The organism is Salinisphaera aquimarina, from assembly GCF_042643355.1.
Taxonomy (GTDB): domain Bacteria; phylum Pseudomonadota; class Gammaproteobacteria; order Nevskiales; family Salinisphaeraceae; genus Salinisphaera; species Salinisphaera aquimarina.
On the sequence record NZ_JBHRSS010000001.1, the window covers coordinates 244970 to 258888 of the forward strand.

At 63.6% G+C, this 13919-nt stretch carries 14 protein-coding genes and 1 tRNA gene; 12 read left to right on the top strand and 3 right to left on the bottom strand.

Going from position 1 to position 13919, the window contains the following annotated elements:
* Positions 1-15 precede the first annotated feature (15 nt).
* The 3 genes from ACFOSU_RS01125 to ACFOSU_RS01135 form a co-directional block, all read right to left on the bottom strand.
* On the bottom strand, positions 16-312 hold the full coding sequence (locus ACFOSU_RS01125; protein WP_380685605.1) for a YciI family protein: 297 nt from the start codon (positions 310-312) through the stop codon (positions 16-18).
* A gap of 34 nt (positions 313-346) precedes the next feature.
* Entirely contained in the window at positions 347-1681 is a 1335-nt protein-coding gene (locus ACFOSU_RS01130) for a short-chain fatty acid transporter (protein WP_380685608.1), read from the bottom strand.
* Positions 1682-1748: 67 nt separating this feature from the next.
* On the bottom strand, positions 1749-2021 hold the full coding sequence (locus ACFOSU_RS01135; RefSeq protein ID WP_380685610.1) for a hypothetical protein: 273 nt from the start codon (positions 2019-2021) through the stop codon (positions 1749-1751).
* On the opposite strand from ACFOSU_RS01135, the gene miaB reads away from it, so the two are divergent.
* The 12 genes from miaB to ACFOSU_RS01195 all read left to right on the top strand — a co-directional run bounded on the left by miaB (position 2020) and on the right by ACFOSU_RS01195 (position 13818).
* On the top strand, positions 2020-3387 hold the full coding sequence (gene miaB / locus ACFOSU_RS01140) for a tRNA (N6-isopentenyl adenosine(37)-C2)-methylthiotransferase MiaB (RefSeq protein WP_380685612.1): 1368 nt from the start codon (positions 2020-2022) through the stop codon (positions 3385-3387). The genes ACFOSU_RS01135 and miaB overlap by 2 nt on opposite strands.
* 251 nt (positions 3388-3638) lie before the next feature.
* Positions 3639-4610: a PhoH family protein gene (locus tag ACFOSU_RS01145; protein WP_380686430.1), complete on the top strand. Its 972-nt coding sequence runs from the start codon at positions 3639-3641 to the stop codon at positions 4608-4610.
* 11 nt (positions 4611-4621) lie between these two features.
* Positions 4622-5098, top strand: coding sequence for an rRNA maturation RNase YbeY (gene ybeY / locus ACFOSU_RS01150; protein WP_380685614.1), 477 nt, complete (start codon positions 4622-4624; stop codon positions 5096-5098).
* Between the two features lie 74 nt (positions 5099-5172).
* Positions 5173-6033, top strand: a complete 861-nt coding sequence (locus ACFOSU_RS01155) for an HlyC/CorC family transporter (RefSeq protein ID WP_380685616.1) — start codon at positions 5173-5175, stop codon at positions 6031-6033.
* A gap of 235 nt (positions 6034-6268) precedes the next feature.
* On the top strand, positions 6269-7777 hold the full coding sequence (gene lnt, locus ACFOSU_RS01160; protein WP_380685618.1) for an apolipoprotein N-acyltransferase: 1509 nt from the start codon (positions 6269-6271) through the stop codon (positions 7775-7777).
* A gap of 62 nt (positions 7778-7839) precedes the next feature.
* The gene (gene leuS / locus ACFOSU_RS01165; RefSeq protein ID WP_380685620.1) at positions 7840-10278 is read left to right on the top strand and encodes a leucine--tRNA ligase; all 2439 of its coding nucleotides are present in this window, start codon (positions 7840-7842) and stop codon (positions 10276-10278) included.
* A gap of 31 nt (positions 10279-10309) precedes the next feature.
* Entirely contained in the window at positions 10310-10879 is a 570-nt protein-coding gene (locus tag ACFOSU_RS01170; RefSeq protein ID WP_380685622.1) for an LPS-assembly lipoprotein LptE, read from the top strand.
* A gap of 11 nt (positions 10880-10890) precedes the next feature.
* Positions 10891-11478: a nitroreductase family protein gene (locus ACFOSU_RS01175; protein ID WP_380685624.1), complete on the top strand. Its 588-nt coding sequence runs from the start codon at positions 10891-10893 to the stop codon at positions 11476-11478.
* 102 nt (positions 11479-11580) lie between these two features.
* The gene (gene rplM / locus ACFOSU_RS01180) at positions 11581-12009 is read left to right on the top strand and encodes a 50S ribosomal protein L13 (protein ID WP_380685626.1); all 429 of its coding nucleotides are present in this window, start codon (positions 11581-11583) and stop codon (positions 12007-12009) included.
* Positions 12010-12015: 6 nt separating this feature from the next.
* Positions 12016-12408: a 30S ribosomal protein S9 gene (rpsI, locus tag ACFOSU_RS01185; protein WP_380685628.1), complete on the top strand. Its 393-nt coding sequence runs from the start codon at positions 12016-12018 to the stop codon at positions 12406-12408.
* 53 nt (positions 12409-12461) lie between these two features.
* Positions 12462-12535 (top strand) — tRNA-Gln (locus ACFOSU_RS01190).
* Between the two features lie 716 nt (positions 12536-13251).
* Positions 13252-13818, top strand: a complete 567-nt coding sequence (locus ACFOSU_RS01195; RefSeq protein ID WP_380686432.1) for an ANTAR domain-containing response regulator — start codon at positions 13252-13254, stop codon at positions 13816-13818.
* Positions 13819-13919: the final 101 nt, after the last annotated feature.

A 13919-nucleotide genomic window follows, 5' to 3' on the forward strand; every position in this document is an offset into this window, starting at 1 on the left:
TCCTTGTGGGCTGAATCAGAGCAGGTTCTTGCCGTCGACATAGGCCTTGCGCCAGCGACAGATATCGACGCGCTCGAACAACTCGGCCTGATGAAACGGATCCGCTTCGATGAAATTTTGGGCTTCGTCGCGGCTTTCCACGTCGAGCAGATAGAGGCCGCCGGTGGCGCTTTCACCGTCGTCCACGAGCTTGGCGCCGCAAGCGATCAACAGGTGTGCATGGGCATCGAGATAGGCCAGATGCACGTCGCGTGACTGCAGGCGCAGGTCGTGGTGTCCGGGTTTGTCGAAGGTTTCGATCATGTAAGGCATGTCAGATCCTTTGCGGGATGGCTGGGGCCGGCGCTCAGGCGCCGATATAACCCCATATGAGAATGGCCGAGGCGAAGACGATGCCGAGATAGCCAAGAATCAGCACCATATAGCCCATGATATCGCGCAGCTTGAGCCCGGATATGGCCAGCACCGGGATGATCCAGAACGGCTGCACCATGTTGGTCCATTGATCGCCGATCTGAACCGCGAGCGCGGTGGCGGCATCGGAGGCGCCGAGCGTGGCCGCGGCCTTGACCATGACCGGTCCCTGAACTGCCCATTGGCCACCGCCCGAGGGGGCGAGCAGATTGATCAGGCCGCCGCTGATGAACGACCAGATCGGCAGCGTCTGGGCGCTGGATATGTTCACGAACATATTGGCGAACGTCACCACCAGTCCTGACCCGACCAGAATACTCATGATGCCGGCATAGAACGGGTACTGGACGATGATGCCGGAGACGATGCGTACACCGTCGTTGAGTGCGGCCAGATATTTAGCTGGCGAGGCGAACAGCAGAATACCCAGAAACAGGAACAGGAAGTTGACCGTGTTGAGGTTCAGCGAGCCGCCGTCGAAGAAGTGCAGTCCGATATAGAGCATCCCCAGCAGGCCGATGCCGATGCCGACGCTGCGGCTGTGATTGAGGCGATCGGCAATCGTGGGTTGGTCGGCGGCGGTCAGGGCCGGAACGGTTGGCTTGGCAACGCTGGCCGGATCGATCTCGACGATATCGTTCGCATTTTTCGGGTGTAGCAGAGCGTTGAAAATGGGCAGGGTGATGATGACGATCGCGCTTGTGATCAGCAGCACCGGGGAAAAGATGGTGTCGCTCAGCGGGATCAGCCCGATCTGTGACTCGAGAAAATGCCCTTCGGTGGCGATCAGCAGCGGCACGCTGCCCGACAAGCCGATGCCGTAGAGCGCAAATCCGGAGTAGGCGGCAGCGATCACCAGCGGGTAATGCAGCCCCTTGACGTTCATCGCCAGCTTCTGGGCCACGATGCTGCCTATAACCAGACCAAAGCCCCAGTTCAGCCAGCTGCCGATGGCGCCGACAAGCGTGGCTACGACGATGGCCATGAAGGGTGTGGCCACGCGCGCTGCGATTCGGTCGAGCGCGCCATCCACCAGCGGTGTCTTGGCGAGGATATAGCCGGCCAGCAGGATCACGGTCATCTGCATGCTGAAGGCGAGCAGATCCCAGAAGCCATCGCCCCAGTAGCGCACCGCATCGATCGGGCTGCTGCCCTCGACGACGAAGGCGAGCACGACGGTGAGCGCGGTAAGAATGATCGCGATTACCAGTGGATCCGGCATGTAACGGCTGATCAGCCGGGTGAAAAAATTCGCCAAGGCTTGCATGTATATCCCCCAAATGAATGATTAAGAATCGCCCGGCAACGCTGTGCGCATTGCGAACAAACGTTCATTATAATGCAGGCGAGATGCCCGACAACCTCGTGCCTTGCGCGAACATCTCGTCGAGGCTATCGCTCATCGCGCGACCTGCGGGCAAGTGCGGGCAGGCAACAACGTCTGGACGCTTGGTCGGCTTCAAGCCCGAGATGGGAAAGTCGGTGCGGTTTATATGTGGCAGATGAAGCATGGAGCGCAGGGCTGCGTTTGCGTGCCGCGCACTTGCCTTATCGGTTACACTAAAAGGCTTGTTTGTATCCGCCCGAACACGGGCCTGATCGGCCATGAGCAGCGCCTCCAATCAACCTCGGGTTTTCGTTCAGACCTGGGGCTGCCAGATGAATGAATACGACTCGGCCAAGATGGTCGACGTGCTGGTAAAAAACCGTGGCGCCACGCGGGTCGACAACGCGGAAGGCGCGGACATTATCCTGCTCAATACCTGCTCCGTGCGCGAGAAGGCGCAGGAGAAGGTGTTCTCGCAACTCGGCCGCTGGCGCGAGCTGAAGGAAGCGCGGCCCGAGATCGTGATCGGTGTTGGCGGTTGTGTGGCATCACAGGAAGGCCACGCGATTCGCGAGCGCGCACCCTACGTAGACATGGTATTCGGCCCGCAGACGCTGCATCGGCTGCCGGAGATGCTCGACGCGGTGGTCGACAACGGCGCCGGCGTGGTCGATATCGCTTTTCCCGAGATCGACAAGTTCGATCATCTGCCGGCGCCGCGCGCCGAAGGCCCGACTGCGTTCGTGTCGATCATGGAAGGCTGCTCCAAGTACTGCAGCTTCTGCGTGGTGCCCTATACGCGTGGTGAAGAGATCAGCCGCCCGTTCGACGATGTGATCCTTGAGATCGCGGAGCTTGCCGAGCAGGGCGTCAAGGAAATAACGCTGCTGGGCCAGAACGTCAACGGCTACTACGGCCCGATGGCCGATGGCTCGATCTGCGATCTGGCGATGCTGGTCGAGTTCGTGGCCGAGATCGAGGGCATCGAGCGTATCCGCTATACCACCTCGCATCCGCTGGAGTTCTCGGACGCGCTCATCGATGCCTATGCACGCGTGCCCAAGCTCGCCAATCATCTGCACCTGCCGGTGCAGTCGGGCTCGGACAGCGTGCTGGCGCGGATGAAACGTGGCTATACCGCCGATCATTTTCGTGAGCGCATCGCGAAACTGCGCGAGGTTCGCCCGGACATCAGCCTGTCCACGGATATTATCGTCGGCCATCCGGGCGAGGGCGAGGCCGAATTCGACGACACCATGCGGCTGGTGGACGACATGGGTTTCGACCAGGCGTTCTCGTTCGTCTACAGCAAGCGCCCCGGTACGCCGGCGGCGGACATGGACGACGACACCCCGCGCGAACTCAAGAAGCAGCGGCTCGCCCATCTGCAGTCGCGTATCGGCGAATACAACCAGCGTTATATGCAGGCAATGGTCGGCACCACGCAGCGGGTACTGGTCGAGCGTGAGTCCAAGCGCGGGAATGGCCAGCTGGCCGGGCGCACGGACTCCAATCGCTGGGTCAATTTCGACGGCCACCCGCGCATGGTCGGGTACTTCATCGATGTCGAGATCACTGAAGCGCTGGACAACTCCCTGCGTGGCCGCGTGGTGACCACCGAACCCGATCTGGCCGCGACCGGCTAGTGTCCTGTAACGTTAAGTTTGCAGAATAAAGTTCGAGTCCATTCAAAAGAACGACGCTTTTATGTCAGGCAAGGCGCTGCAACGATCCACGGCCATGGCCGTGGCGAAGCGCGGCAACGCCGCATGGGACAGAAAAGCGCCGAAATCGTGAAGCGTATTCGTGTTGCAGGACACCGGGCCGTCACGCCGAGGAACAGACAGCTATCTTGAACGAATCCATCCGCAAGACCCTCGAGCTGGCGCCGCTCGACATGGAACGGCTCGCACATCTGTGCGGCGCTCAGGACGGCCACCTGCGCCTGATAGAAACCACGCTCGACGTGGATGTGCACAATCGCGGTCATCGCTTCCAGGTTGAAGGCACCGAACAGGCCGCGAGCGCCGCGATCGACGTGCTCAACGAGCTCTATGCCGCCACCGCCGGCGGTCAGCTGTCGCCCGAGCGCGTGCATGTGGCGGCCCGCACCGCCGAGCGCGAACGCGAGGAAGCCGCGGCGAACAACGGCGAAAAGCCGCTCGATGACGTGGTCATCAAGACCCGGCTCGGGCTGGTGCGCGGACGCGGCCCCAGCCAGCGCCGTTATCTGGCGAATCTGCGCGACCACGATCTGAATTTCGGTATCGGCCCGGCCGGCACCGGCAAGACCTACCTCGCCGTGGCCGCCGCGGTCGATGCGCTGGAGACCGAGCGCGTGCGCCGGTTGCTGCTGGTGCGCCCGGCGGTCGAGGCGGGTGAGCGGCTGGGTTTCCTGCCCGGTGATCTGGCCCAGAAAATCGACCCCTACCTGCGTCCGCTCTACGACGCCCTCTATGAAATGCTCGGTTTTGACCGCGTGGGGCGCTTGATCGAGCGCAATGTGATCGAAATAGCGCCATTGGCCTATATGCGCGGGCGTACGCTCAACGAGGCCTTCATTATCCTCGACGAGGCCCAGAACACCACCGTCGAACAGATGAAGATGTTCCTCACCCGTATCGGCTTCGGTTCGACCGCGGTGGTCACGGGCGACATGACCCAGATCGATCTGCCGGTGTCCAAGCGCTCCGGCCTGCGCCATGCGGTCGGGCTGCTGCACGATATCGAGGGCATTAGCGTGACCCGGTTCTCGGCGCGCGACGTGGTCCGGCATCCGCTGGTGCAGCGTATCGTGCGCGCCTACGACCGCGAAAGTCACGCCGCCGAGGCCGCCGCGGGCCCGGACAGGCGCGACGATCGGCGTTGAGCGGCGCGAGCATGAGCCTGGAGCTGGCGCTGGAGAGCGCACAGCGGGTGCCGACGGCCGTTGACGAGGCCGCGCTCGAGCGCGCCGCCGCGGCGGCCGTGGCCGCGACCGGCACGGTCGAGGCCGATACCGACGTCGAACTGGCCGTCCGGTTGGTCGACGAAGAGGAATCGGCGCAACTCAACGGCCGCTATCGCGACAAGCCTCATGCCACCAACGTGTTGTCCTTTCCCGCCGGTGTCGAACTGCCCGGCCTGATGGTGTTGGGGGATCTGGTGATCTGCATGCCGGTGGTCGAGCGCGAGGCCGAGGCGCAGGGCAAGACGCGCGAGGCCCATCTGACGCATATGGTCGTGCACGGTGTGCTGCACTTGCTCGGCTACGATCATATCGGCGACGATGAAGCCGACACCATGGAAGGGCTGGAACGTCGCATCATGGACGGATTGGGATATGCCGATCCCTACGCAGAGCGCGCGCTGCCCTGATCCGCCGGCCCAGAGGCCGCTATTCCAGACAATGAATCGAACGATAGAGGGGCGGTTGCGGCCGTACTGAATAGATGAGCGACGAGGACGACAGCGAACAGAACCGAAGTAGCGGCAACTGGTTACGTCAGATCGGCATGAGCCTGGCCGGGCCGCCGCGTGATCGTGACGAACTGGTTGCCGTGCTCACCGAGGCCCAGGAAAACGACCTGCTCGACGTTGATGCGCTGTGGATGATGCAGGGCGTGCTCAAGGTATCCGAGCTGCAGGTGCGCGACATCATGATTCCGCGTTCTCAGATGGTGGTGGTGGAATCCGACGACAACGCCGCGGAAATTCTCCCGATTGCGATCGAATCCGGCCATTCGCGGTTTCCCGTGATCGGCGAGTCGCGCGACGAGGTGGTGGGGATCCTGCTCGCCAAGGATATGCTGCAACTGGCGGGCTCCGACGAGGAACGGGCCGGCTTCGAGATCGGCCAGGTGCTGCGCCCGGCCGTGTACGTGCCCGAGTCCAAGCGAGTCAACGTGCTGCTCAAGGAATTCAAGGCCTCGCGTAATCACATGGCGGTGGTCGTGGATGAATACGGCGGCGTCGCCGGCCTGGTGACCATCGAGGACGCGCTCGAGCAGATCGTGGGCGAGATCGACGACGAGTACGACCAGGCCGAGGGCGCGTTCATCCTGCGTCAGGAGAAGAACCGGTTTCAGATCCGCAGCCTCACGCCGGTCGACGAGTTCAACAAGTATTTCGGCTCGCAGTTCTCCGACGAGGATTTCGACACCATCGGCGGGCTGGTCGTGCATGAATTCGGGCATATGCCCAAGCGCGGCGAAACCACGGTCATCGACCGCTTCCAGTTCAACGTGCAGCGTGCGGATTCGCGGCGGATTCATCTGTTCCAGATGACGGTGCTGCCGGAGGCCGCGGAATAGCCGGATCGAATGTAACGCGCTACCGGTTACAATCGCGCGCCATCCGCTTCACGAATCGATCGTCGGTAGTGTCCTGTCCCGCAACTCATCTTGCTGTCCGCGTGATTGTCGACGCGCCCGGCGGCGTTGTCCTACGTCGACCCGGGCGGTGCTGCGACCGTGGCTCGCGCCTGGCCGGACACATCGACATCTGGCGCAGCATGCGGCACGACACTCACCGGGCAGGACACCAGGCATGAAGGCATTGCGCATCATCGGGCTCGATTTGCTGCTGCCCGCCGTTCTCGGTGGCCTGGCGACGCTCGGCTTTGCGCCGTTCGGCTACTACGGCCTGACGATGATCGCGGTCATTGGTCTGGTTGCACTGTGGTGGAACGTATCGGCTCGGCGCGGCGCGCTGCGCGGTTTCGTTTTCGGGCTGGCTCATTTCGGCACCGGTATCTACTGGACGTTCGTCTCCACCTATTACTACGGCGGCGCGCCGCTGCCGATGGCGATCGGGCTGGTGTGCCTGCTCACGGTATATATGGCCTGTTATCCCATGCTGGTCGGTGCGTTCGCCGGCGCCACGCGGACCCTGCCGCGCACGCTCTGGGCCCTGCTGTTCGTACCCGGTGCCTGGCTGTTGGGCGAATTGTTGCGCAGCTGGGTGCTTACCGGTTTTCCCTGGCTGTCGCTGGGCTATGCGCTGATCGATGCGCCGGTCACGGCCCTCGCGCCTATCGGCGGCGTCTATTTCATGGGCGCGCTGATGATGGTCGGCGCGGGCGCTATCGTCTTGCTGTTTGTCGGCGCGCTGTTCGCGCGCGCGGTGGCGGTGCTGATCATCGCGCTGGCGCCGCTCGGGCTCTGGGCATTGCCGGCCGCCGCGCACTGGACCCGGCCGTCGGGTGAGGCGATCAGCGTCGACGTGGTGCAGGGCAACTTCCCGCAGCAGGTGAAATGGGACCCGAACAATTTCACCACCACGCTCACCCGCTATCGCAATCTCACCGAACGCAGCGAAGCCGATCTGGTGGTCTGGCCCGAAGTGGCGATTCCGGCGCCCGCCGACCAGGTCCAGCGCTATCTCGATTTCATCGATAATCTGGCCGGCAAGCGCGGCCAGACGGTGCTCGCCGGGGTGCTCGTGCATCCGGGGGAAGACAAGCCCTACTACAACGCGGTGCTTGCGCTCGGCACGGGTCACGGGCGTTACTACAAGCGCCATCTCGTGCCGTTCGGCGAGTATTTTCCGGTGCCCGATTTCGTCATGCACTGGCTCGACGGCATCAACATGCGTTACAGCAGCTTTGGTTTCGGCGCCGACGATCAGCCGCTGATCAGCGTGGACGGCGTCAAGCTCGGGTTGTCGATCTGCTTCGAAGACGCTTTCGGCTACGAGATCGCCAAGGCGTTGCCGCAGGCCGGGATTCTGGTCAACGTGACCAACGATGCCTGGTTTGCCGGGACCACGGCCGCCGATCAGCATCTGGAAATCGCGCGCATGCGGGCACTCGAATCGGGCCGGCCGATGCTGCGCGCCGCCAACACCGGCATTTCCGCGATCATCGACTACGACGGCCGTATTCGCCGCCGGACCGAGCAATTCAGCGTTGCCAATATCGACTCGCACGTGCAGCCGCGCTCGGGGCTCACGCCCTATATGCGTATCGGCGACTGGCCGCTCTGGCTCGCCGGTTTCCTGCTGACGGGGCTTGGGCTGGCGGCGGCTTGGTTGCTGCGCCGCCGGGCCGGGCGCTGAACGCCGACAGGCTGCTAAACTAACGGGCTGTTTTTCGACCGCGCCACGCTGCAACAACACCCATGGACGAAAGCTACCGTTTCGACGCAATCGAAGCCGAGGTGCAGACACGCTGGGCCGAATCCGGCGCCTTCGAGGTCAAGCGCGACGAGCGCGAGAAATTCTACTGCCTGTGCATGTTTCCGTACCCGAGCGGCAAGCTGCACATGGGCCATGTGCGCAACTACACCATCGGCGACGTGATCTCGCGCTATCAGCGCATGTGCGGGAAGAACGTGCTCCAACCGATGGGCTGGGACGCCTTCGGCCTGCCGGCCGAGAACGCGGCCATCAAGAACGGCGTGCCGCCGGCGAAATGGACCCGCGAGAACATCGAATACATGCGCGGCCAGCTGCACCGGCTGGGCTTCGCCTACGACTGGTCGCGCGAACTGGCCACCTGTGATCCCAGCTATTACCGCTGGGAGCAGTGGCTGTTCACCAGGCTGTTCGAGAAGGGGCTGGTCTATCGCCGCGAATCGGTGGTCAACTGGGATCCGGTCGACCAGACCGTGCTCGCCAACGAGCAGGTCGTCGACGGGCGCGGCTGGCGCTCCGGCGCGATCGTCGAGCAGCGCGCGATTCCGCAGTGGTTCGCCCGCATCACCGACTATGCCGACGAACTGCTCGACGGACTGGACGAGCTCGACGGCTGGCCGGACGCGGTCAAGACCATGCAGTCCAACTGGATCGGGCGTTCGAGCGGGCTTGAGATCGATTTTGAAGTCGCCGATCAGGATGCGCCGCTGACGGTCTACACGACCCGTCCGGATACCCTGCACGGCGCGACCTACATGGCGCTGGCCGCCGATCACCCGCTGGTCGCCGCCGCCGCGGATACCGACGCCGAACTGGCCGCCTTCTGCGAGGAATGCCGCAAGGCCGGCACCGCCGAAGCCAGCCTCGAAACCCGCGACAAGCGCGGCTATCGCCTGCCGGTCGAGGCGATCCATCCGCTGTCCGGCGAGAAGCTACCGATCTTTGTCGCCAACTTCGTGCTCATGGGCTACGGCACGGGCGCCGTCATGAGCGTGCCGGCGCACGACCAGCGCGACTGGGAATTCGCTACCGCCTACGATCTGCCGATCGTGCCGGTGGTCGCTGACGCCGACGGCAACGCGCCGGATATCAGCGCGGGCGCGAGCGCCGAGAAGGGCGTGCTGATCAACTCGGCCGAGGATGATGGCAAGGACTTCGATACCGCGTTCGCCGATATAGCCGATCGTCTGGAAGGCCAGGGCATCGCCCGGCGCAAGACCCAGTACCGCCTGCGCGACTGGGGCATGTCGCGCCAGCGCTACTGGGGCGCGCCGATCCCGATCATCCATTGCGGCGACTGCGGCCCGGTCGCGGTGCCGGAAGCCGATCTGCCGGTGGTGCTGCCCGAAGACGTGACCCCGGAAGGTGCCGGCTCGCCGCTGCCGGACATGCCGGAATTCGTGAACGTCGACTGCCCGACCTGCGGCAAGGCCGCGAAACGCGAGACCGATACCTTCGACACTTTCATGGAGTCGTCCTGGTATTTCGCCCGTTTTGCCTGTCCGGATGCCGATGCCATGCTCGACGACCGCGCCGGCTACTGGCTGCCGGTCGATCAGTACATCGGTGGCGTCGAGCACGCGATCCTGCATCTGCTGTATGCGCGTTTCTTCCAGAAGGTGATGCGCGACGAAGGGCTGTCCGACGCCGGCGAGCCGTTCAAGCGTCTGCTTACCCAGGGCATGGTGCTCAAGGACGGCGCCAAGATGTCCAAGTCCAAGGGCAACACGGTCGATCCTCAGGCGCTGATCGAGAGCTACGGTGCGGATACCGTGCGCCTGTTCACCATGTTTGCAGCGCCGCCCGAGCAGTCGCTGGAATGGTCGGATGCGGGCGTGGAAGGCGCCAATCGCTTTCTCAAGCGTCTGTGGCGTCTGGTCGCGGAGCATGTCGAAACCGGCACCGTGGCGCCGGCCACAAGCGCGCAAGGCGAGGCCGGCGAACTGCGCCGCAAGCTGCACGAGACCATCGCCAAGGTCGGCGACGATGTCGGCCGGCGCTATACCTTCAACACGGCGATCGCCGCGGTGATGGAGCTGTGCAACGCGCTGGCCAAGGCCGATGGCACCGATCCCGCGCAGCAGGCCGTGCGCCAGGAAGCACTCGAAGCGATCGTGAAGATGCTCGCGCCGATCACGCCGCATATCTGCGACGCGCTCTGGCGTGAGCTCGGTCACGACGATCTGCTGCTGGATATCGCCTGGCCCGAGGCCGACGATGCCGCGCTGGTGCGCGATACCCTCACCATCGTCGTCCAGGTCAACGGCAAGGTGCGGTCGCGTATCGAAGTGGCCGCCGATGCCGACCGCGAGGCCGTCGCGGCCGCCGCGCACGCCGATGCCAACGTGGTCCGTTTTGTGGATGGCCAGCCGGTGAAGAAAACCATCGTCGTCCCGGGTAGACTCGTCAACCTCGTGGTATAGATCGCGCTTGGATATTCAGGAACCTGCCGATATGAGCCAGACCGAGATCGTGAAAACCCGCGCCCCGGCGCGTTTCGGCCTATGGGCCATGCTCACGCTGGTCGCGGGCCTGGGTCTGGCGGGTTGCGGTTTTCATCTGCAGGGCGCCTCGCCGTTGCCCAAGGGCATCGACGCGATGTACGTCAGCTACAACGACGACTACCGCGTCGGCGATCCGCCGCTGGTCGAGACACTGCAGCAACGCCTGCGCGAGCGCGGCCTGCTTGGCGAGGTCGATGCGCCGGCGCAGCTGGATATCCAGCGTATCGACAATCGCCAGCGGATCGTGTCGGTCAGCCCGGTCGACGGCCGCGTGGCGGAGTACGAACTGACCACCCAAGTGTTGTTCGACTACAGCGTCAATGGCGCCACGCAGCTTGCCAACGAACAGCTGTCGGTCACCCGCGACTACAGTTTCGACGATACCGAACGGCTGGCCGCCGAAGCCGAACAGCGCGATCTGCTCACCAGCATGCACGAAGAACTGGCCAACCTCGTGCTGCTGCGGATCGCCGATGCCAACGGCAAGCTCGCCAACCACAAGAAACCCGACGCGTCCTGACGCCTGTTGCGATGACCGACCGCGCCCGCCTGGAACCCAGCCCGATCAGCACGCAGGATGCCGCAGCCTTCATTCGCGGGCGCCGCACGGTCGATCAGTTTACCGGCGAGATCCCGGCCGAATCGATTATCCGCGAGGCCGTGGAAGTGGCGCGCTGGGCGCCCAATCATCATCTGACCCAGCCCTGGCGTTTCTATCTGCTCGGGCCGGATACCAAGCAGGCGCTCGTCGATCTGAACACGCGTCTGGTCGCGGCGCGAAAGGGCGACGAGGTCGCGTCGGCAAAGCGCGAGCGCTGGCAGGCGGTGCCCGGCTGGCTGGCGGTCACATGCGCCAACGATGCCGACCCGGTGGTCGCGCGCGAGGACTATGCCGCCTGCGCCTGCGCAATTCAGAACCTCGCGCTCTATCTGCACAGTGCGGGCATCGGCAGCAAATGGATCAGCGGCGAGGCCACGCAGCACGCCGATTTCATGTCGATTCTTGGCGCGGATCCGCAACAGGAATACTGCGTCGGCGTGATCTGGTATGGTTACGCCAAGCGGCGGCCACGTAGCCAGCGCACGGGTCTGGATCATATCCTCAGTTCGTGCCCCTGATCGTGCCGATTCAGGCCGTTGCAAATCCCGTGCTTCCCCGATAGAATTACGCGCTTTCGCAGCCGCCCCGGCTGTATTACGCGTTGGTTCAGGTACAGTGTAATGAAGACGTTTTCTGCAAAGAAAGACGAAATAGTGGCCGACTGGTTTATTGTCGACGCCGCCGACAAGACGCTTGGCCGCCTCGCGTCGGAAATTGCTTTCCGTCTGCGCGGCAAACACAAGCCGGAATATACGCCTAATCAGGACGTTGGCGACCACATCGTGGTTATCAACGCGTCCCGGATCAAGGTCACCGGCAAGAAGCTGCAGCAGAAGATCTATTACCGTTACACCGGCTACGTGGGCAACCTCAAGTCGGCCACGCTCGAGAAGCAGCTCGATGCGCATCCCGAGCGCGTGATCGAGCACGCCGTCAAGGGCATGCTGCCGAAGAACCCGCTGGGCCGTCAGATGTATCGCAAACTTCGCGTCTATGCCGGCGCCGAACACCCGCACACCGCGCAGCAGCCGCAGACGCTGGAGATTTAGAAAGACATGGCAACCGAAACCACCTACGGCACCGGCCGTCGCAAGACCGCCACCGCACGCGTTTTCATCAAGCCGGGTAGTGGCCAGATCACGGTCAACAAGAAGTCGCTCGACGACTACTTCGGCCGCCCGACCTCGCGCATGATCGTGCGTCAGGCGCTCGAAGCCACCGATTCCACCGATCGTTTCGACATCAACGTCACCGTCAAGGGTGGCGGTCCGAACGGTCAGGCCGGCGCGATCCGCCATGGCCTGTCCCGTGCGCTGGTGTCCTACGACGAAATGATGCGTGTACCGCTGCGCGCCGCCGGGTTCATGACCCGTGATGCGCGTAAGGTCGAGCGCAAGAAGATCGGCCTGCACAAGGCCCGCAAATCGCCGCAGTACTCCAAGCGCTAGCGACGATTGCCGACTGCTCGCCTCCTGCCCGGCGAGCAGTCGTCCCAGTTTGTTGGGGGATCGTCTAGTGGTAGGACTGCGGACTCTGACTCCGCCAACGGGGGTTCGAATCCCTCTCCCCCAGCCAGCACCCAAAGCCCGCCAATTGGCGGGCTTTTTTTATGGGTGCTGGCTGGGGGAGAGGATTTGATTCGACCCCCTCGGTTCGACGAGCGAGCACTGCTCGCGAGAACGCCGGAGCGGAGCGACGGCGGCCCCGAAGGGGTGAGCGGTGCCAGCCGCGAATAATCCTTGCTGTAAAAGACCGCCAGACTATGAAGACGCGCACCAAAGCCCGGCAATTGGCGGGCTTTTTTGTGGGTGCTGGCTGGGGGAGAGGATTTGATTCGACCCCCTCGGTTCGACGAGCGAGCACTGCTCGCGAGAACGCCGGAGCGAAGCGACGGCGGCCCCGAAGGGGTGAGCGGCGCCAGCCGCGAATAATCCTTGCTGTAAAAGACCGCCAGACCATGAAGACGCGCACCAAAGCCCGCCAATTGGAGGGCTTTTTTGTGGGTGCTGGCTGGGGGAGAGGATTTGATTCGACCCCCTCGGTTCGACGAGCGAGCATCGCTCGCGAGAACCGGGGCGCGCAGCGACACGGACTCCGCAGGGTTGAGCGGCACAGCCGCGAATAATCCTTCGCGCCAACAGGCCACCATGTCCAGATAGCAGCTGCCCAAAACCGGACCTTCGGCGTTTTTTTTGGGGCACTGCCGTAGGTCCAAAGATCGAACAGCGGCGATCACCGTGGCACGCTTGTTGCTGTATTGACGGCATCAGCCAATCGGAGGTGTCGTGGCCATGCGTGTTCTGCTGGTGGATCGTCAATCCGCTCGATTGTCGACGCTGCGCGCCGTGATCGCGGATGCCGGCTTCGACGTCGTGGATGTGTTGCACGAGGATGCGGATCTTTACGCGGCGGTCGAACGTCATGCACCGGACGCTGTGATCGTGGGCGCGGACTCACCGTCGCGCGATGTGCTTGAAGATGTGGCCACGCTCGGTCGCCGGTACCCCAAGCCACTGCTCATGCTGTCATCGCAAGACGATCGTCGTCTCATGGCACAGGCCGCGGATGCCGGCGTCAGCGCTTATGTGATGGAAGGGTTGTCGCCGGCGCTGGTGCGCTCGCTGGTCGACGTTGCGGTGCGCCAGTTTCGGCAGATGGAGTCGCTCAAGCGTGAACTGGCCCAGACCCGCGAGACGCTGGCGGACCGTCAGGTGATCGACCGCGCCAAGTGTCTGTTGATGGAGCGCAGCGCCCTGAGCGAGCAGCAGGCCTACACGCGGTTGCGCAAGAGCGCGATGGATCACGGGCTGCCATTGCCCGAGGTCGCGCGGCAGGTCATGGTGCACGCCGCCGACTGATCGGCCTCGACGCCGATCCGCACGGAAAAAGTGCGAGCCGCACTGCGCTGACGCAGAAAACGCTGCCGCTATCCGGCGTACGACGGCGCGCTGATGACACC